Annotated in this window: 16 protein-coding genes; 3 read left to right on the top strand and 13 right to left on the bottom strand. The window is 63.5% G+C overall.

The features are described 5' to 3' along the window. The first annotated feature begins 139 nt into the window (after positions 1-139). Complete coding sequence (gene rpoH, locus NYR54_RS01675) at positions 140-1,060, top strand: RNA polymerase sigma factor RpoH (protein WP_261513669.1); 921 nt, start codon at positions 140-142, stop codon at positions 1,058-1,060. Between the two features lie 21 nt (positions 1,061-1,081). On the opposite strand, the gene NYR54_RS01670 is transcribed toward rpoH, so the two are convergent. Next, complete coding sequence (locus NYR54_RS01670) at positions 1,082-2,665, bottom strand: hypothetical protein (protein WP_261513668.1); 1,584 nt, start codon at positions 2,663-2,665, stop codon at positions 1,082-1,084. A 170-nt stretch (positions 2,666-2,835) separates the two neighbouring features. Further along, entirely contained in the window at positions 2,836-4,134 is a 1,299-nt protein-coding gene (locus NYR54_RS01665) for an adenylosuccinate synthase (RefSeq protein ID WP_261513667.1), read from the bottom strand. A gap of 197 nt (positions 4,135-4,331) precedes the next feature. Between NYR54_RS01665 and NYR54_RS01660 the strand changes: the two genes are divergently transcribed. Continuing rightward, on the top strand, positions 4,332-5,258 hold the full coding sequence (locus tag NYR54_RS01660; RefSeq protein WP_261513666.1) for a DMT family transporter: 927 nt from the start codon (positions 4,332-4,334) through the stop codon (positions 5,256-5,258). A 72-nt stretch (positions 5,259-5,330) separates the two neighbouring features. On the opposite strand, the gene serA is transcribed toward NYR54_RS01660, so the two are convergent. Both serA and NYR54_RS01650 read right to left on the bottom strand, forming a co-directional pair. After that, the gene (gene serA, locus NYR54_RS01655; RefSeq protein WP_261513665.1) at positions 5,331-6,929 is read right to left on the bottom strand and encodes a phosphoglycerate dehydrogenase; all 1,599 of its coding nucleotides are present in this window, start codon (positions 6,927-6,929) and stop codon (positions 5,331-5,333) included. Positions 6,930-6,994: 65 nt separating this feature from the next. Further along, positions 6,995-8,167: a phosphoserine transaminase gene (locus tag NYR54_RS01650; RefSeq protein WP_261513664.1), complete on the bottom strand. Its 1,173-nt coding sequence runs from the start codon at positions 8,165-8,167 to the stop codon at positions 6,995-6,997. Between the two features lie 199 nt (positions 8,168-8,366). On the opposite strand from NYR54_RS01650, the gene NYR54_RS01645 reads away from it, so the two are divergent. Further along, positions 8,367-8,615, top strand: coding sequence for a hypothetical protein (locus NYR54_RS01645; RefSeq protein ID WP_261513663.1), 249 nt, complete (start codon positions 8,367-8,369; stop codon positions 8,613-8,615). A 73-nt stretch (positions 8,616-8,688) separates the two neighbouring features. Here the strand turns inward: NYR54_RS01645 and NYR54_RS01640 are convergent, their stop codons facing one another. The 9 genes from NYR54_RS01640 to NYR54_RS01600 form a co-directional block, all read right to left on the bottom strand. Then, the gene (locus NYR54_RS01640) at positions 8,689-9,501 is read right to left on the bottom strand and encodes an outer membrane protein (protein ID WP_261513662.1); all 813 of its coding nucleotides are present in this window, start codon (positions 9,499-9,501) and stop codon (positions 8,689-8,691) included. Positions 9,502-9,683: 182 nt separating this feature from the next. Further along, positions 9,684-10,547, bottom strand: a complete 864-nt coding sequence (locus NYR54_RS01635) for an outer membrane protein (RefSeq protein ID WP_261513661.1) — start codon at positions 10,545-10,547, stop codon at positions 9,684-9,686. A 140-nt stretch (positions 10,548-10,687) separates the two neighbouring features. Continuing rightward, a complete protein-coding gene (gene glmM, locus NYR54_RS01630) occupies positions 10,688-12,040 on the bottom strand; it encodes a phosphoglucosamine mutase (protein WP_261513660.1) in 1,353 nt (450 codons plus the stop codon). A 269-nt stretch (positions 12,041-12,309) separates the two neighbouring features. Then, positions 12,310-14,247, bottom strand: a complete 1,938-nt coding sequence (gene ftsH, locus NYR54_RS01625) for an ATP-dependent zinc metalloprotease FtsH (protein WP_261513659.1) — start codon at positions 14,245-14,247, stop codon at positions 12,310-12,312. Between the two features lie 124 nt (positions 14,248-14,371). After that, a complete protein-coding gene (gene tilS / locus NYR54_RS01620; RefSeq protein ID WP_261513658.1) occupies positions 14,372-15,640 on the bottom strand; it encodes a tRNA lysidine(34) synthetase TilS in 1,269 nt (422 codons plus the stop codon). A 65-nt stretch (positions 15,641-15,705) separates the two neighbouring features. Beyond that, on the bottom strand, positions 15,706-16,668 hold the full coding sequence (gene ybgF, locus NYR54_RS01615; RefSeq protein WP_261513657.1) for a tol-pal system protein YbgF: 963 nt from the start codon (positions 16,666-16,668) through the stop codon (positions 15,706-15,708). A 181-nt stretch (positions 16,669-16,849) separates the two neighbouring features. After that, positions 16,850-17,374 carry a peptidoglycan-associated lipoprotein Pal gene (gene pal, locus NYR54_RS01610; RefSeq protein ID WP_261513656.1) on the bottom strand — a complete coding sequence of 175 codons (525 nt, stop codon included), beginning with the start codon at positions 17,372-17,374 and terminating at the stop codon, positions 16,850-16,852. Between the two features lie 181 nt (positions 17,375-17,555). Continuing rightward, entirely contained in the window at positions 17,556-18,872 is a 1,317-nt protein-coding gene (tolB, locus tag NYR54_RS01605; protein ID WP_261513655.1) for a Tol-Pal system beta propeller repeat protein TolB, read from the bottom strand. Between the two features lie 43 nt (positions 18,873-18,915). Then, positions 18,916-19,980, bottom strand: coding sequence for a hypothetical protein (locus NYR54_RS01600; RefSeq protein ID WP_261513654.1), 1,065 nt, complete (start codon positions 19,978-19,980; stop codon positions 18,916-18,918). Between the last annotated feature and the right edge of the window lie 3 nt (positions 19,981-19,983).

Raw genomic sequence — 19,983 nt, 5'->3', positions numbered from 1 at the left:
CCCGTCACGATTTGTTGACTGGGACGGTAAGCTTTTCTTTTTCCTTATTCGTACCTATATGTGAAATGGCGTGGTGCGCGTGCGGCCACGCAATTGCCCGCCTGTGGAGGGGGCTCCAACAAATCAAGGAGGGTGCTACATGGCCCAGACGTTGCCGAGCATTGTTTCGGGGGAGGGTGGCCTCGCCCGTTATCTTGAGGAAATCCGCCGATTTCCCATGCTGCAGCCGGAAGAGGAGTACATGCTTGCGAAACGCTATCGCGAGCATGGCGACACCGAAGCTGCGCACAAGCTTGTAACCAGCCACCTGCGGCTCGTGGCGAAGATCGCCATGGGCTATCGTGGCTATGGCCTGCCCATCGGAGAGGTCATCTCCGAGGGGAATGTCGGCCTCATGCAGGCCGTCAAGAAGTTTGAACCCGAGCGCGGCTTCCGCCTGGCCACCTACGCTATGTGGTGGATCAAGGCCGCGATTCAAGAATACATTTTGCGCTCGTGGAGCCTGGTGAAGATGGGCACCACGGCGAACCAGAAGCGCCTGTTCTTCAACCTGCGCAAGATCAAGGGCAAGATCCAGGCGCTAGACGAAGGCGATCTCAATCCCGAGCAGGTGGCCGAAATCGCCACGCGGCTGGACGTGAGTGAGGAGGAGGTGATCTCCATGAACCGCCGGCTCTCCGGCGACGCCTCGCTCAACGCGCCGATCCGCGCGACGGAAGGTGAGTCCGGCGAATGGCAGGACTGGCTTGTCGACGAGCGCGAGAGCCAGGAGGAAATGCTGGTCGAGCAGGACGAGCTGGAAGCGCGCCGGCGCATGCTGGAAGACGCGATGGGGGTGCTGAACGAGCGCGAGCGGCGCATCTTCGAGGCGCGTCGTCTGGCTGACGAACCGCTCACGCTCGAGGAGCTCTCGGGAGAGTTCGACATCAGTCGCGAGCGCGTGCGTCAGATTGAAGTGCGCGCTTTCGAGAAGGTCCAGCAGGCCGTGAAGGCTTCCGCCAAAAAGCAGGCGGAGGCCACCCGTGCCGCGCAGGAAGAGGCTCGCCGCGCCGCCATGTAGGGCGGCGCGGTTCTCCCGTTCCTATCCGCTGGTTGCGGCGCGCCAGCTCTCCATTGCCTCGCGGAAAATGCGTTCACCCGGCGTGCCCTTCTCCAGGGTGATCAGCGCCCGTCGGCCCGAGGCGTAGACGAGCGGAATATCGATCCAGTTCTCCCGCACCATCAGCGTCGAATTGGTCTGGATGTCGGCCTGCCGGTCGCTCAGCGCCACGAGGAAGAAGCCATCGGCGATCTTCGCCGGAATGCCGAGAAGCGGGCTCCCCGCATCCTGCTCATTCCGCTTCATGGCGATCCGCGAGACATTGTTAATGCTGCCACCCGGGAAGTCATCGGGCGTAAGGAAGATCAGCTCGATGATGTGGCTTGCCGGCAGCGACTGATCGACATTGCGCCGGATCGTCATCCTCAGCTGCAGGTCACGTCCGGGAATTGTGGCCTCGGCACGGATGACCGGCTCGGGGGGCAGTTCGTTGCCCGGTGATTCCTCGGCGATCGACCACACCACCGAGCCGTCGTTGGCAGAGCCTTCCGAAGTGCTGGTCCGTTCTTCATAGAAAATGGCCCTCTGGCCGACGGGGATACCCTCCTCGGCCTCATTTGCCGCATCGTCCGTTGCGGTATTGCCTTGGGTTGCCGCCGCAATGGAGGTTCCTTCGCCCAGCGTCGGCTCGCCGCCTGCGGGGCCTTCGTCCACTTCCCGGCCGTCCGGCAGAAGGCGTTGAGTGAACTTCCGGGACTGCTCCGTAGGGGCTGCTTCCGGCTGAGGCTGCTGCGGCGGCTCTGCGGCAGCTTCTACGGGCTCGTCTTCACTCGGCGTCTCGGTCGGCGCCTGTTCTGACGGGGCGGTATCGCCACTCAAGGAAGCAAGAATATCGTCAAAGTCTCCAAGGCCCGCGATGCGTGCCAGATCGTCGCGATAAGCCCAAGCTCCGACGCCCGCCCCAACTAGCAGCAGAAGTACCAAAAGCACGGCGACGAGCCTACCTGCCCCGCGGCGCGCAGGCTGCACGACGCCAGGCGGAGGCGGCATGATCTCCTCAATGGGCTCATCCGGCCTTTCATCGCCCAGCGACTCCGTCTCATCCGAGGAAACCGCTGGGATATCCTCCTCCGACTCGTCGTCCCGTGTAGCCGTCAGGAAGTCCGGCGGCGGGTTATCCGACGGCCTGTCGAAGGTTTCTTCCGGAGGCGTCTCGACCTGCGGGGCGTAAGCAGTATTGACTTCTTCCTCATGCGCCTCGGCCTCAGCCGCATCGGCGCTGACGGGCTCCGGGCTTGCCGCAGCAAGAGAGGAGAGAGGCGAGGCCTGCGGCTCGGGAGTCTTTTGCCAGGTCGCGCTGTTCAGCTCCGCCAGCAGCTCTTCCAACTCATCCCTGGCCTCAGGCGCAGCCGGTGGTGGCGCGTACTCCGCCTCCACCTTGGCAATGGCATCCTCAAGCATCTGCTTCTGGCGGGCTGCGAGCTCGGGTGAAGGGGGCGGCGTTGCGGCAGCTAGCTTGGCCTCGATGGTCGCGCGCGCCTTCGCGTAAATCTTTTCGCGTGCCTCAGGCGTGTTCTCCTTCAGGGCCTCAATGGCCTTCCGCAAAACCGCAGCAAAATCCGCCATTCCTGAACGTCCAATCTACTTTATTCGGGCAGATCAACTTCTCCCGCAACCTGCACGAAATTGTGGTGCGTCGGCAACATATCCCGGCCAATCATACGCTCACTTCGACAGAAACCTCACCGGGACCGCCGTAGACTCCTTCGTCTTGCAGGACAAGGATTCCCTGCACGCTAATCTTGGAACGGGTCTGTTACAAGAATGGCGTCCTCCCGCTCGGGACTGGTGGAGAGGATGGCTACCGGCGCTCCGATCAGCTCTTCGATGTGGCGCACATACTTGACTGCCTGGGCCGGCAGGTCATTCCAAGTGCGCGCGCCGCGGGTTGTTTTATTCCAGCCTTCCAGCGTCTCGTAGACCGGCTCAAGCCGCGCCTGCGCCCCCTGACTTGCCGGCAGATAGTCGATCACGCGGCCGTCTAGACGGTATCCCGTGCACACCTTGATCTCTGAAAGGCCGTCGAGCACGTCGAGCTTGGTCAGCGCAATGCCGTTTATGCCGTTAGCCACCACGGCCTGGCGGACCAGCACCGCATCGAACCAGCCACAGCGCCGCTTGCGGCCCGTGACCGTGCCGAACTCGTTTCCGCGCGTGCCGAGGAATTCGCCGATCTCGCCCGTCTGCTCCGTTGGAAAGGGCCCCTCGCCCACGCGGGTCGTGTAGGCCTTGGTGATGCCGAGCACATAGCCAACGGCGCCCGGCCCGAGGCCCGAGCCGGTCGCTGCCTGTCCGGCAACGGTGTTGGAGGAAGTCACGAAAGGATAGGTGCCGTGGTCGATATCGAGCATCGTGCCCTGCGCCCCCTCGAAGAGGATGCGGCTTCCCGCCCGGCGCGCCTCATCGAGAATCTTCCAGACACGGTCCACGAAGGGCAGCACCTGGTCCGCCACGGAGGAGAGTTCTTCCATGATCGCGACATGGCTGACTTCCGGATGCCCAAGCCCGCGCCGCAGCGCGTTGTGATGGGTAAGCAGCCTGTCCACCTTTGCTGGCAAGGTCTCCATGTCGGCAAGGTCCATCGCGCGGATCGCGCGGCGGCCGACCTTGTCCTCATAGGCAGGTCCGATGCCGCGCCGCGTGGTGCCGATCTTCGTGCCCGTATTGGAGGCCGCGTCCTCCCGGAAGGCGTCGAGCTCGCGGTGCAGCGACAGTATCAGTGCGGTGTTCTCGGCGATCTTCAGGTTTTCGGGCGTGACTTTCACCCCCTGAGCCTCAAGACGCTTGAGCTCCGCCACGAAAGCATGCGGATCAAAGACCACGCCGTTGCCGATCACCGACAGCTTGCCCGGACGCACCACGCCCGAGGGCAACAGCGAAAGCTTGTAGCTTTCCCCATCAATCACCAGCGTATGGCCGGCATTGTGCCCGCCCTGGAAGCGCACCACCACGTCGGCGCGCTCCGAAAGCCAGTCAACGATCTTTCCCTTGCCTTCGTCGCCCCACTGCGAGCCGACGACAACCACATTCGCCATGAAATCCTTCCTTCAGGAAAGCCACCCATACTTATGGTGTCCAAATGTGGCTCTATAGCCCCCCGCGCCGCTGGATGCGACCCTTCTTTCGCGCTCCATGGTCCTGCCGCGGGGATTTCTTGCCGCCACTTCGATTTACGGGCGGCGACGGAGGCGCTATTGCCTTCCGGTCTTCGAGATTGTCCCGGAAACCGCGCATGCACACCAAGGCCTATGTCTTGCTGCTGGCCACCACCCTCTTCTGGGGCGGCAACGCCGTTGCCGGAAAGCTTGCGGTAGGACATGTGTCGCCTTTTGCGCTTACCACGCTGCGCTGGCTTCTAAGCCTTGTCGTCCTGCTGCCCTTCGCTATGGGGCCCCTTCGCCGCGACTGGCCGAAGATCCGCCGGTCCCTGCCGTTCATGGCCATGCTGGGCGTGTTGGGTTTCACCTTCTTCAACGCCGCCATGTACAGCGCGCTGCTCTTCACCTCGGCGGTCAATGTTTCCATCGAGCAGGCGGCGATCCCCATGGTCATCATCGTGCTCAATTTTCTCATCTTCCGGGTGAGAGCAAGCCTGCTGCAGCTTGTCGGCTTCCTGCTTTCGCTGGCCGGCGTTGCCCTGACGGCGAGCCACGGCGATCTTACGCGGCTCGCCTCCCTTGACGTCAACACAGGCGATCTCCTAATGATGCTGGCGGTCGTGTCCTACGGCATCTATACGGTCGCGCTGCGCTTCAAGCCCGATATCCACTGGCTGAGCACGATCACGGTACTGTCCGCGGCCGCCCTGATCAGCTCCCTGCCGTTCCTCGCCTGGGAGTATGGCAGCGCCAGCCTTCTGTTTCCCGACACGCCCGGCTGGCTGATCGCGGCCTATACGGCCATATTCCCTTCGGTCCTGGCGCAGGTCTTCTACATCTGGGGAAACGAAATGATCGGCGCCAACCGCGCGGGGCTCTTCGTCAACCTAGTGCCGATTTTCGGCACGCTGCTTTCGATCCTCATCGTCGGCGAAGCCTTCCAACCCTACCATGCGGTGGCGATGGGGCTGGTCTTCTGCGGCATTTGGCTTGCCGAATACAGCGGGCGGAAGATGACGGGCACCGCACCTCATGTGCGCGCACCCTCTGGAGAAAAGTGACCGGCAAAGCTGGAAGCAGCAACGCCCATGGTAGAAGGCCCCGGTTTTCTTCTGCCGGGGCCTTCGCCGTCGTTATGCGCTCACGTCAAAGTGCAGGCGCTTGGCTGAAAGGATCGAGCCGCTGGCAAGGAGCTCCTGTATCACGTTTTCAGGGAATGGCGCGTCGAGATAAAGCAGCGCGATGGCATCGCCCCCCGGCCGGTTGCGGCCAAGCTGGAAGTTGGCGATGTTCACTCCGTGCTTGGCGCACACCGTGCCCAGAAGACCGATGATGCCGGGCGTGTCGTAGTTGGTCGTATAGACCATGTGCTCGCCCACTTCGGCGTCGAGATTGATGCCCTTGATCTGGATGAAGCGCGGCTTGCCGTCGGAGAACACCGTGCCGGCGATGCTGCGCGTCTTGCTGGCCGTCTTGACCGTCAGCTTGATATAGCCGTCGAACACGCCGGACTTGTCGCGCTTGACCTCCGAGACGATGATGCCGCGCTCCTTGGCCATGATCGGGGCCGACACCATGTTGACGTCGGAAACCTGCGGCCGGATCAGCCCCGCCAGGGCAGCGCTCACGAGCGCGCGCGTGTTCATCGCCGCGGTGGAGCCGTCGAACAGCACCTCGACCTCGCGGATGGAGTCCTCGGTCACCTGGCCCACGAAAGCGCCCAGCACCTCCGCGAGCTTGATGAAGGGTTTCAGGCGCGGCGCCTCCTCTGCGGAGATCGAGGGCATGTTGATGGCGTTGGTGACGGCACCCTTGATCAGGTAGTCCGACATCTGCTCAGCAATCTGCAGCGCCACGTTCTCCTGCGCCTCGGTCGTCGCCGCGCCCAGATGCGGCGTGCAGACCACGTTCGGCAGGTTGAAAAGCGGGTTTTCCGTCGCCGGCTCGACCTCGAAGACGTCAATGCCCGCACCCGCCACCTTGCCGGACTTCAGCGCCTCGACCAGGTCCTTCTCGACGATGAGGCCGCCGCGCGCGCAGTTGATGATGCGCACGCCGTCCTTCATCTTCGCGATCGCCGCCGCATCGATGATGCCGCGCGTCTTGTCGGTGAGCGGCGTGTGGAGCGTGATGAAGTCGGCCCGCGCGAACAGCTCGTCCAGCTCCACCTTCTCCACCCCGAGCTCCTCGGCCCTCGCTTCCGAAAGGAACGGATCATAGGCCACCACATGCATCTTGAGGCCGATGGCGCGCATGGCGACCACCGAGCCGATATTGCCGCAGCCGATGATGCCCAGCGTCTTGCCGGTGATCTCCACACCCATGAAGCGGTTCTTCTCCCACTTGCCCGCATGCGTGGAAGCGTTGGCCTCGGGGATCTGCCGCGCCACGGCGAACAGCAGGGCGATCGCGTGTTCGGCTGTCGTGATGGAGTTGCCGAAGGGCGTGTTCATCACAATGATGCCGCGGCGCGAAGCGGCAGGAATATCGACATTGTCAACGCCGATGCCGGCGCGGCCGACCACCTTCAGATTGGTTGCCGCATTGATCAGCTTTTCTGTCACCTTGGTGGCCGAGCGGATGGCGAGGCCGTCATACTTGCCGATGACGGAAAGCAGCTTCTCCTTGTCCTTGCCGAGCTCGGGCTCGTAGTCGACCTCGATCCCGTGATCGCGGAAAATTTCGACGGCTGTGGGAGAAAGCTTGTCCGAAACGAGGACGCGAGGTGCCATTGAGGGCTCCTTTCAGATGTGTGCCTTGAAATTGGGGCGGCCGCACGGGTGCTGCCGATGAAAGCTCAGGCGCGTTGAAGTGCCGCCTTTTGCGTTTGGAAAGCCCAGCCAAGCCATGGCATGAGCGCTTCGAGATCCGAGGTCTCGACCGTGGCGCCGGCCCAGATTCTGAGTCCCGGAGGGGCATCGCGATAGTGGCCGATGTCGTAGGCCACGCCTTCCTTGTCGAGGGCGGATACGATCCCCTTGGCAAAGGCCGCCTTGGCGTCGTCATCGAGCCTTGCCACCTCCTCGTCCACGATGGACAGGCACACGGAGGTGTTGGAGCGCGTGGAAGGATCCTCCGCCAGATGCGCAAGCCAAGCGCTTTCGCCGACATAGCGGTCAATGACGGCGAAATTCGCGTCGGCTCTGGCGATCAGACCGTCGAGCCCGCCGATGGACTTCGCCCATTCAAGAGCGTCTAGGTAGTCCTCCACGCACAGCATGGAGGGCGTGTTGATGGTCTCGCCGCGGAAGATGCCTTCGATCAGCTTTCCGCCCTTGGTGAGGCGGAAGATTTTGGGCAGCGGCCAGGAGGGCGTGTAGGTTTCCAGCCGCTCGACGGCGCGGGGGCTCAGGATCAGCACGCCATGCGCCGCCTCGCCGCCTAGAACCTTCTGCCAGGAGAAGGTGACGACATCCAGCTTGGCAAAATCGAGCCGCTGCGCGAAAGCCGCCGACGTCGCGTCGCAGATCGTCAGCCCCTTGCGATCGGCGGGAATGAAATCCGCGTTCGGCACGCGCACGCCGGATGTGGTTCCGTTCCAGGTGAAGACCACGTCGCGGTCGAAATCCACCGCGCTCAAGTCCGGCAGCTTGCCGTAATCCGCCTCGATGCGGCGCACATCCTCAAGCCTGAGCTGCTTGACGACATCCGTCACCCAGCCCGCGCCGAAGGATTCCCAGGCCAGCATGTCGACGCCGCGCGCGCCGAGAAGAGACCAGAGCGCCATCTCGACGGCGCCCGTATCGGAGGCGGGGACGATGCCGATTCGATAGTCGGCTGGCACCTCGAGCACCTCGCGCGTCAGTTCGATGGCTCGGGAGAGCCTTTCCTTGCCGATTTTTGCCCGGTGAGAACGGCCGACCGCGGCATTCTTCAGCGCCTCCGGCGTCCAGCCGGGGCGCTTTGCGCAAGGTCCAGAGGAGAAATGGGGACGGGCCGGACGGATGTCCGGTTTGGGGAGTGTGCTCATTTTGATCTATCCTTCCAGATAGCACGCCCCTCGGTGGGGAGGGGTGGCCCGCGGACGTCGTTAGCGGAAGCGCCCAAAAACCGCAACCCCAAATGCGATTCGGTCACACCTGCCGTGCAATCGTGCCTCCTCCCATTGCCGTTTCCTCTGAGAAGCAGATAAGTTATGGGCGTGGTTTGCTCCCACGGAAGGACCGGACATGGAAGAAAACTACGATTCGTTTGCGGTCACCATCAGCACCGTCTTTGGCGCGATCATCGTCGGCGGCCTGATGGCTGCGGCGCTTGTCTATGGCGAGCGCGACGCCTTCTTCTTTGCCCTAGGCGCAGCCACGGCGGCATGGCTGGCGGGCTATGCCATCTTTTTCGACCGGCCGCGCACTTTCATGGCTCTGGTCGGGATCGCCGTGCTGATGTCGCTCGGCGCGACGATCATCCTGGCCTTCTGAGACGCCTTCCAGACATTGCGGAATGAAAAAGGCGGGCTATCCGGCCCGCCTCTTGGGGCATTTCTTTATCAGCTCACCACAGCTCAAGCCGCAGGCCGAGACGCACCTCGTGGGTCGAAAAGCCCGGGTCCTGCCCCTGCAGTCCCGTCGCCCCCGCAGTCGCACTGGCAGCGTCCCAGCCGAACATGTCGCCATCGTCGATCTTCATGTAGCGGTAGCCGAGATCGACCTTCATGTTGTCGGAGATGTCGTAGGTCAAACCGGCCATTAAGGCATAGGTGAAGCGCCAGTCCGATTCGCCCGGATGGGTTGCCCCCGGATTTGCGACGCATGGCACCCCGCCGCAGAAATTGCGGCTGCGCAGATCGTCCCAATGCAGATAGGTGTAGCCGAGGCCAGCGCCCACATAGGGCGTAAAACCCACGAAGGTGCCGAGATCGACATAGGCATTGGCCATAACCGCATAGGCCGCGAGATCGGCCTCTCCTTCCGTGCGGCACGCCGGGCCGAGGCTCGCATCGCACGGGCCGGAGCCCGTGAAAGTGGAGCTCAGCCGGTCCACCGTCACGTCCGCTCTCAGCATGTCGGTGAAGGAATAGCCGACGCCCAAGCCGAAAGTGAATTCGTCCGAGAGATTGGCGGAGGCAGCAGTGTGGCTGCTGTAAGTGCCGACGTCAAAGGTCCGGTAGGTGAAGTCGCCTTCCGGCCTTGTGCTTACATTGTAGCCGATGTCGCCGCGCAGATACCACCCAGAGCCGATCTCCACCGGCCTCAGATGCGGCGCATGCTCAAGAACCGGCAGATCGTAGTCTGCGGCCAAGGCAGGGACCGTCAGGCAAAGGGCCACGACCGATGCTGCAGCCGGCAGGCTCAAGGACTTGTGCATGAGATTCCCCACTCCGCGAATCGCGGCAAAGACCCCGCGGGCCTCCGCCGCTTAGAGAGGGATTGTTAACCATGGTGGTTAAGGACGGGTTAAGGATAACGAACCATTGACACGAGCTGCCCGCACAAAGCAAACCGCCCGGCGAGGTACCGGGCGGTTTGAGATAAAAGGGTGATGAAACGCTATTTGTAGATCGGCGGCTCGTAAGGAGGCTCGTAGGGTGGCGGATCATAGGCCACCACACGAGGCACCGAGCAATGAAGGCTCGGACCGCCCAGCGCGTAGCGCAGGCCGGCGCGCACCTCATGCACGTTGAACCCGTCGTCGAAGCCGGGCCCCACACCGAGACCGGATTCCTCGAACATGCGTCCGCCCTCGATCCGGGTGAAGCGATAGCCCGCGTCGAGCTGCAGGTTCTCCGTCAGGCAGTAGGAGGCGCCCGCCATCAGCGCCCAGGCGAAACGCCAGTTCGAGGCACCCTCGTGAACGACAAGGCCGGTTGTCGCGTCGTTTACGAGATCATCCCACTGCACATAGGCGCCGCCGATGCCCGCGCCGACATACGGCGTGACGCCATGATACGTGCCCAGATCCACATAGGCGTTGGCCATCAGGAGCAGAGCGCTGAAAGCGGATGTGTCCACGGAACTGCACGGACCGCCACCGGGGGTACAAGAGACACCCGTCGTGGTACCGCGGAAATCCGCGTCAAACCAATAATCGGCCGTGAAATCCGTGCGCAGATAGCGCGTGATCTGATATCCGACGCCGCCGCCGATCGACAGGGCGCCCTTCAAGTCGGTGCTGTCGAAGTCGTCGGTATCCGGATCGGGAGCGCATCCGGGGCACCCGTAGGTGATGTATTCGGTGCCGCGCAGATCCGCCCAATGATAGTTGATGTCGCCGCGCAAGTACCAGCCGCCGATGGCGACCGGCTTTTCGATGATCTGAGGTGGCGGCGGAACCACCACCGGCGGCTCATAAAGATCCGCAGCTTGAACTGCCGTTGCAAGACCCAGCGCAGCGGCCGCAACAAGCGGTACCATCCCCCATTTCAGCATGTTCCATCCCCCTGATGCCGCTGTGCCCCCACAGTCCGGCCGGTTGAATCATGCTGAAGATTGCAGGAAAAAAGTTAAACTGCGCTTAACCTTAACAAGCGGGCTTGTTTAGCCGGCGGCAGGGTTCAGGCCGCCGACTTCGCCTCCGAAATGGCGCCCACGATTTCATCGACGACCGACTGGACGAGTTCGGGGTTGTCGCCTTCCGCCATCACGCGGATCAGCGGCTCTGTACCGGAAGGCCGGATGACCAGCCTGCCGCTGTCGCCGAGCTTCGCCTGCGCATCGGAGATCGCCGCCTTCACGGGCGCGCTTTCCAGAGGCTTCCCGTTGCCGGTGCGCACATTCTTGAGCACCTGGGGAACCGGCTCAAACTTGCGGCAGACCTCGCTTGCCGGCCGGTTCTCCCGTTTGATGCAGGCAAGCACCTGCAAAGCCGTAACCAGCCCGTCGCCGGAGGTCGAGAAATCGGACAGGATCACGTGACCGGACTGCTCGCCGCCGACATTGAGGCCGTGCGCGCGCATATGCTCCACCACATAGCGATCGCCCACCTTGGTGCGATGAAGGGCCAGGCCGCGGCTAGCCAGGAACCGCTCCAGGCCAAGATTGGACATGACTGTGGCCGCGATGCCGCCGCCCGTAAGCCGTCCCCTCTCATGCCAAGATTGTGCGATCAGCGCCATGATCTGATCGCCGTCGATCACGTTGCCGTTCTCGTCGACCATCACCACTCGGTCGGCATCCCCGTCGAGGGCGATACCGATATCGGCGCGCACCTCGTGCACCTTCTTGACGAGGCTTGCCGGATGGGTGGACCCGCATTCCAGATTGATGTTGAGGCCGTTCGGCTCCACATGGATCGGCACGACCTCCGCGCCGAGCTCCCACAGCGCCGCAGGCGCGACACGATAGGCCGCGCCGTTGGCGCAGTCGATGACGATGCGCAAGCCCGAAAGAGACAGATCGCGCGGCAGCGTGCGCTTGGCCGCCTCGATATAGCGGTCATGCACGCCATCGATGCGCTTGGCGCGGCCAAGCATGTCGGCATCGGCCAGCGCGAGTTCGACATCCTTGTCGAGCATGGCCTCGATGCGCGCTTCGATTTCGTCGGAGAGCTTGTAGCCGTCCGGACCAAACAGCTTGATGCCGTTGTCCTGGAACGGATTGTGCGAGGCCGAGATCATAACGCCGATATCGGCCCTCAGCGAGCGCACCAGCATAGCGACAGCCGGCGTCGGGATGGGCCCCAGCAGAAAGACGTCCATGCCGGCCGCGCAGAAGCCCGACACCAGCGCATTCTCGATCATGTAGCCGGAAAGGCGGGTGTCCTTGCCGAGTACCACCCGGTGCCGATGATTACCGTTCTGGAAGGTCAGTCCCACGGCCATGCCAACCCGCATCGCCACCTCGGCGGTCATGGGAAATCTGTTGGCGCGGCCACGGATTCCGTCGGTCCCGAAATACTGTTTCGACATGCTTTTGCGTACCAATTTCCTTTGTCGCAAGGCGCCGGTCTCACCTGATATTTGCCACAGCCCCGGGCGGAGGGACGTATCAATTTATGTGAGGGGATGTAATTGGTCCAGATGAACGGGCGATTGTCCACTATACTTAAAATTGGGTAATTGTTCGATCATCCGGCTGTAGACAGCGGCTCAGGTGCATGCACATGAGCGGGATTTGCCCGCTCATGTGGAGGTCTCGGGTCTCACGCAGGGATTTCAGGAGGAAGAGAGTTCGAGCCTCAGCCCTGCGGCTGAGGCTCCATTCCGGCATCAGGCTCTTCGCCGCCCTTCTTTCCCTCTTTGCGCGCACCGGCCTTGGGCACGGTCGAGCCGCGGGAAGGCGGCGTGTCATCGCCTAGATCGCGGGCGGGCTTCTCGCCCCGGATGATGGCCCGGATCTCCTCGCCCGAAAGGGTCTCATATTCGAGTAGCCCTTCAGCAACGGCGACCCACTCATCCCGCTTGGAGGTGAGTATCTTGCGCGCTGTATCGTAAGCCTCGTCGATCAGGCGGCGCACCTCGGCATCGATCTTCTGCTGCGTTTCCTCCGACATGTTCTGCTGGCGGGTGACGGAATGGCCGAGGAAGACCTCTTCCTGGTTCTCGCCGTAGGCCACCTGTCCGAGCTTGTCGGAGAAGCCCCACCGCGTCACCATGGCGCGGGCGAGCTTCGTCGCCTGCTCGATGTCGGAGGCGGCACCCGAGGTTATGTTCTCCTTGCCGAACTTCAGCTCTTCCGCCACGCGCCCGCCCATCATGATGGCGAGCCGCGAGATCATCCATTTGTAGCTCATGGAATAGCGGTCGCCTTCGGGAAGCTGCATGACCATGCCGAGAGCGCGCCCGCGCGGGATGATGGTTGCCTTGTGGACCGGATCGGCTGCCGGCACGTTGAGCGCCACGACCGCGTGGCCGGCCTCGTGATAGGCCGTCAACTCCTTTTCCTCCTGGGTCATGGCGTGCGAGCGTCGCTCGGCGCCCATCATGACCTTGTCCTTGGCGTCCTCAAACTCCTGCATGGTGACGAGACGCTTGTTGCGCCGCGCAGCCATGAGAGCCGCCTCATTGACGAGGTTGGCGAGGTCCGCACCGGAGAAGCCCGGCGTGCCGCGGGCGATCGTCTTCAGATCGACATTGGGTGCCAGCGGCACGTTCCGCACATGCACCTTGAGAATCTTTTCGCGGCCCGCAATGTCTGGGTTCGGCACCACCACTTGGCGGTCGAAGCGGCCTGGACGCAGCAGTGCGGGGTCGAGCACGTCAGGCCGGTTGGTGGCGGCGATCAGGATGATGCCCTCATTGGCCTCGAAGCCGTCCATCTCGACCAGCAGCTGGTTCAGCGTCTGCTCGCGCTCATCATTCCCGCCGCCGAGACCCGCGCCGCGATGACGGCCGACAGCGTCGATCTCGTCAATGAAGATGATGCAGGGCGCGTTCTTCTTCGCCTGGTCGAACATATCGCGCACACGCGAAGCGCCCACGCCCACGAACATCTCGACGAAGTCGGAGCCGGAGATGGTGAAGAAGGGAACGTTCGCCTCGCCGGCCACAGACCGCGCCAGCAGCGTCTTGCCCGTTCCGGGAGGGCCGACGAGCAGCACGCCGCGCGGGATCTTTCCGCCAAGGCGCTGGAACTTCTGGGGATCACGCAGGAATTCGACGATCTCCTCCAGATCCTGCTTTGCCTCGTCTACGCCAGCCACGTCCTGAAAGGTGACGCGGCCATGCGCCTCCGTCAGCAGCTTGGCCTTGGACTTGCCGAAGCCCATCGCGCGCCCGGAGCCAGACTGCATCTGCCGCATGAAGAAAATCCACACGGCGAGGATGAGGATCATCGGCAGCCAGGAGATGAAATAGCCGAGAATGGAGCTGGAACCGTCGGTTTCCGGCCGCGCAGTGATCGTCACATTCCGCTCTTCCAGCCGCTCGACCAGAGTGGGATCGCCGGGCGAATAGGTCTGGAACGGCGTGCGGTTATCGACGTAAGTGCCCGTTATCCGGTTGCCTGTGATGGTAACACTCTCAACGCGGCCATCGGCCAATTCATCGAGAAACTGGGAATAAGCGATCTCGCGTGTAGCGCCTCGCTGCTGCGGAGCCTGGAAAAGGTTGAACAGCGCGATAAGCAGAACCGCGATAATCGCCCACAGCGCGAAGTTTCTGTAATTTGGATTCATGTGCGTTCCATAGGTGCGCCGAGGCCGGCATCGTCCGTGGCACTGTAGTGCCTAACATAGGGAGCAAGCACAACGTTGCCAAGCGCCGCAGCGGCCTGATTCCGACTCTGAAAAGAGATGGTTATCATCCGACTTCCTTTTTGTGGCTTCGCCAAGGCAGCGGCGGCAGAGAGGGCGCGCCGATGAGCCTGCCTACGGCCTCCGCGGGAGCAAGATCGAAAGAGGGAAGAAGTTCCGACCACGGCCCAAGGATCGGCTCACAGGCGACATGGGGCGAATCCGTTGCACGCGCGAGCCGGGCCCCGCCTTTCCAAAGGCCAGGCTCGGCCGCCAGCGCCGCGCGGACAAGCTCGGCAGGTGCATCGAAGCCCGACACCTCCGCCTCCCGCGCGTAGTCCTGCCCGAGAGCCGCAACGGCAAGATCCTGAGCTGCGTCTCGGGAGCGGAGGCGATACCGTCCGTCCCAGTGGACTTCCTCCGAGAGCGGCACCCGCGGCAGGTTGCGCAGCTCCCGATGGAAATGGAGATATCCATGCCGGCAGGTCACCACCGACCTTGAGAGGGTGGTGCGGCCCCCCTCGCCCGTTTGGGCGAGCAGGTTCGCTGTGCGCTCCTCGTCCGGCAGATGCGGCGTGCCTCCGGCGACGGCGAGCAAAATGCGCAGCACGTAAAGGGCGCTCTCCCTGTCCGCCCCCTTCAGATCAGCGAGCGGGAGACGGAGAAGGCCGGGAGCAACCCCTTCTGCAAGCGCAGCAATGAACGCGGCCGCCCGGCGGCCAGCCTCTTCGCGCGCCGCAGAGGCTTCCCGAGCCCTCGCCAGAAGCGAGGGAACGGCCTCCTCGCCAAGGTCCAGCCGGATGCGGCTTCGTTCGAAGCGCCGGTCACGATTGGACGGGTCCTCAATCCATTCGATTCCGCGCGCCTTCAGGAACATGCGCAGCGCCTGCCGCCTCGTCGCAAGCAAAGGACGTACAAACCAAACGCCACCTCTATAGAGCGTGGCGGGCGCGATGCCCGCGAGCCCCCTGCCCTCACCGCGGGCGAGGCGCATGGTGACGGTTTCGGCCTGATCGTCGACGGTATGCCCAGTCAGCACCAGATCGGTGCCTGCTTCACTGGCCGCGCGGGCAAGCAGAGCCAAGCGCGCCCGGCGGGCCGCTTCGGCAATTCGCGTGGCAGGTTTCGGCCCTTGCCAGGCAAGCACACGATGGGCGATCCCATACTCGCGGACAAGGCAGCCCACAGCATGCGCCTCCTCGGCCGATTCGGCACGCAGACCGTGATCGACCGTGACGGCCAAGAGCGACGGCGCATGCGCCTGCTTTCGCAAATAGTCCTGAAGAAGAAAGAGAAGGGCGAGTGAATCGCCACCGCCCGAAACCGCGACGACCACGGTTTTACGTGCGGAAAAGTCAAAAGGGGAAAAAAGTGCGCCCGGGTCGGGCAAGGGTGACGCGCTCAACAACCCGCGAGCGCCTGTTCCCGTTTGACGCGCTCCTGAAGAGCGGCGGATATGTCGGGATAACGGTGGCCGATCTCGGTATAGGTGGCGCAGGCCACGTCGCGCTGATTGAGGGCCGCGAGGGCGACACCCAGCTTGAGCAGCATCTCCGGCGCCTTCGGGGAGTTCGGATAGTTGCGGTTTGCCTGCAGAAAGATTTCCGCCGCCTCGCGGTAGCGATCCTGGCCGAGCACGGCCTCGCCCAGCCAGAAATTCGCGTCGGCTACCTGCTCACCGTCAGGGAAACGTTCGAGATACTGGCGGAACCCAGCCTCGGCCATGCGGTAGTCGCCCGACAGGATGAACCCATACGCATTTCGATACGCCTCGTCGGGATTGTTCGCGGGGGGGAGCGCGGCGACCACCGTGTCGTCGCTCACGGGCGTGCCTTGCAGCAGATCGATGGGCTGCCCCCCAGGAGCGGTTGCGACTACATTGCCGTTTTCATCGAAGGTGATCGTGCCGAGCGTGCGCGGCGGCTCGCCGCGCCGGACAATTTCCACGCCCGGCAGCGCATCGTCGGGCCCGACGGGCGGCCGGGACGCGGTGGCGGGCGCGGTGTCGGCAGGGCGGGTGGGCCCCGTCAGTTCCGAGCGCCGCTCGGATGGCGGCTCGCCCGAGGCGGTGCCCTCAAGCTGCTGGAAGCGGAACTCGGTATCCTCCTGCATGCGGCGCATCTGGTCCTGCATCTGCAGTATCTGGAAATTGAGTTCCTCCACCAGCCCGTTCAGGCGGCGGATCTCTTCCTCAAGGGCCGTGACGCGCGGATCGGCCTGCGCCAGGATCAAGGGGCTCGCAGGCGCCGGCTGCGCCGAGCGAACAGGGGATGCGGCCGTGAGCGGCATAGCCGCGACCGTCCCCCCCGTGACGGTCATGAAAGCCAAAGCCGCAATTCCGAAAATGAGTCTTCGGGAAAGCATTCCGTTCTCGCTTTCAACAGCAAACGATCGGGCGGATGGTCCACCCGCCCATTCCCTATCAGGTCGCGAGACTTCGGCCAAATTTTGATTTAAACGAGTCACAGGGGCGAGGCGGAACACGGGTAAGCCCGGACAGGCCTGACCCAACTTGCTTTCCGCCGCGTCCTCGCCACCGTCTATGTCAGGTTCCGGCTCCGTTCAGCACCGTGACGGCCCGGCGGTTCTGCGACCAGCAGGAGATGTCGTCGCACACGGCCACCGGCCGCTCCTTACCGTAGGAGATGGTGCGGATGCGGTTTGCCGCAACGCCCCGCGAAACGAGGAAGTCCCTCACGGCCGCGGCACGGCGGGCGCCGAGCGCGAGGTTGTATTCGCGCGTGCCGCGCTCGTCGGCATGGCCTTCGATCGTGATCGCATAGGAAGGATACTGGTTCAGCCATTGCGCCTGGCGAATGAGGGTGGCCTGCGCGTCGGCGCGGATGACGGAGGAGTCGGTGTCGAAGAAAACGCGGTCGCCCACGGAGACGGTGAATTCCTGCTGCGATCCGGGCGCGGCCGTACCGCCTAGACCTGCCCCTCCCGCCCCCAGGCCAAGATCAGCGGCCGTGTTTGGAATCTGATTCTGCGTCCGGCATCCGGCAACCGCCAGGGCGGCGACGAACGCAATGACAGCCGGATGTTTCGTCAGGCTTGCAATACGGCGCATTGCCGTTAACTCCCTCGCATTGGAAGAAATTCCTTTAGCGCTCAGTAACCATGCAAGGGTTAATGCACGCTCAAGGAACAAGGTTAATGTTTCGTTGCGTCGTCCCCTCGGCCCGATGGAGGAACGTGAATCAGGCCCATTTGCGGACGGTAAGCGCAAATGCGGCTGAAAGGCGGCAGGACTATTTCAGCAATGGCGACCAGGCCGGGTCCGAGGCGAAATTCGGCGTTGGAATAGGCTGTTCGTTGCGTCCCGTCAGGTCAATGGAATAGAGCTTAGGCCCGGCCGATCCAGCATCCTGCCGGAAGAACATGATGACACGGCCATTGGGCGACCAGGTCGGGCCCTCCTGAAGGAAGCCGGTCGAGAGAATCCGCTCGCCCGAACCGTCGGTGCGCATGACACCGATCTGGAATTCGCCGCCACTCTGCTTGGTAAACGCGATCAGGTCGCCGCGCGGCGACCAGACCGGCGTCGAATAGATGCCGTCGCCGAAGGAGATCCGCTGCTGATTGCTGCCGTCAGCGTTCATCACATAGATCTGCGCGCGGCCGCCGCGGTCGGAGGTGAAGACGATGCGGTTGCCGTCGGGCGAATAGGAGGGCGAGGTGTCGATGGCATTGGTGTCAGTGAGCCGCGCGGTGTTGCGGGTGCGCAAATCCATCGTGAAGATGTTGGAATTGCCGTCATCGCGCAGCAGGCTCATGATCACCTTGTCGCCGTTGGGCGAGAAGCGCGGCGCGAAGGTCATGCCAGGGAAATTGCCCACCAGCTCGCGCTGGCCGGTCTCAAGCTGCAGCAGATAGACCTGCGGCTCGCCGCTTTCATAGGACATGTAGGTGATTTCCTGCCGCTCCGGCGAGAAGCGCGGCGTCAGCACGATCGAACGGCCATCGGAAAGATAGCGATGGTTCGCGCCGTCCTGATCCATGATGGCGAGCCGCTTGACGCGGTTGTTGCGGGGCCCCGATTCATCAACATAGACGATGCGGCTGTCGAAATAGCCCTTCTCTCCCGTGAACTGCTCATAGATCGTGTCTGCGATGATGTGCGCGATGCGCCGCCAGTTCTGGGGATCGGCGAAGAACTGCTCGCCCACGAGCTGCTGGCCGGCGAACGTGTCCCACAGCCGGAATTCGGTCCTGAGCCTCCCGTCCGGCTCCCGCGTCACACGGCCAGTGACAACGGCCTGCGCATTAATGACTTTCCAGTCCTCGAAGCGCGGCGCCACATCAGGATTCGATACTTTTTCTATAAAAGCCGCTTTGTCTATGGGCGCGAAGAGGCCGGAGCGCCGGAGGTCCGCCGCCACCACGCCGGAAACATCCGCCCCCATGCCTTCAGCCGAAAGAAACTCAGTAATGGCTATCGGCACGGGTTCGACAACACCCTGGTTGATGTCGATCTCGACCAGAGCGCGCGCCGGAGCGGCGGCCAGCGCGATCATCGCCAGGACCAGGCTTGCGGTGGCGAGGATTGCCTTCAGGGAATTCTGCATCAGCTCGTGCCTCTCGGTTACTCGGAGCGGGAACCGGTTCGGATCAGAACATATCGGTCGGGTCGAAATGCACAATGACGTCCGCCCAAGCGCTGTACTTCTCGGCGGGCAGATCGTAGGGGCCGCATTGCAGGATGGCACGGCGGGCCGATTCTGCTGCCGCGCGCGCGATGCTGGAGCCGTCCCCGCCGGAAATGACTTGCGGGCTGCCCTCCACCGCGCCGCTCGGATCGAGCCGGAACTTCAGGGAGACCCTAAGGTTCTCCGCGTCGAGCGCGCCCACCGGCACGTTCCAGCAGCGCTGGATCTGCGCGCGCAGCGCGTCCATCTCGCTCTGCGTCAGCTTCTCGCCGCCTGTGGTCTCCCGGCCGCCCAGGGCTGCCTCCTGCTGCGACCGTTTGGCACCGCCGCCGGAGGCTTCCTCCTTGTTGAGGAGGGCCGCCACCTGATCGAGCAGCTCCTCATTTTTCTTCGGCTCGCTGCGCGTCTGCGCCTGTGCCGCCTTGGCCGGCTCCTCCGCCCGCTTCTGCTCGGGCGCCTTGGCCGTCTGCGGCCGGGGCGGCTGCGGCCTTGCTTGCGGAACCGGCGCCGTAGGCGGCAGATTAAGGCTCTCTGCCTCGGCGTTCTCGGCCACCAGCGGGTCGGGCACCGGGTCCGGCGTGATTTCCCGGCGCGGCTGCGGCTCCGGCGTCCGCTCGGTCGCCGCAACCTGCGTCTCCCCTGTCGGAGCGGGCACTTCCTCGGCGGCAGGCTTTTCCTCGGGCCTCGGTTGCGGCCTTTCCGCCGCCTTGGGCTCGGAAGCGCTTTCCACCGGCCTCGGCTTCGCATCGGGTGTAGGCGGCGGCTTCAGATCGGTGTCCGCTTCGCCCACCTTCTGCGCGTTTTCCACCGGGTCCGGCCTGCGGGTCGGGGCGGGCGCCGGGCGCGGAGCGACCGCGGCCTGCTTTTCGCCCTCCTGGATCTGGGTCAGGCTCTCGACCGGAATGATATCGACGGGCAGCGATTCCACATCCGCCACCTCATATGCGCGCGGCGCCGACAGCGAGAAAAGCCCTATGCCGAGGAGCGCAGCGTGAAGCGTAACCGATGTGGCAAGGCCGGCCTTCATGGA

This window comes from Chelativorans petroleitrophicus (genome assembly GCF_025398195.1).
Classification (GTDB): domain Bacteria; phylum Pseudomonadota; class Alphaproteobacteria; order Rhizobiales; family Rhizobiaceae; genus Chelativorans; species Chelativorans petroleitrophicus.
Note: the sequence above shows the minus strand (reverse complement) of the source record. Positions and strands in the feature narration are given on the sequence as shown.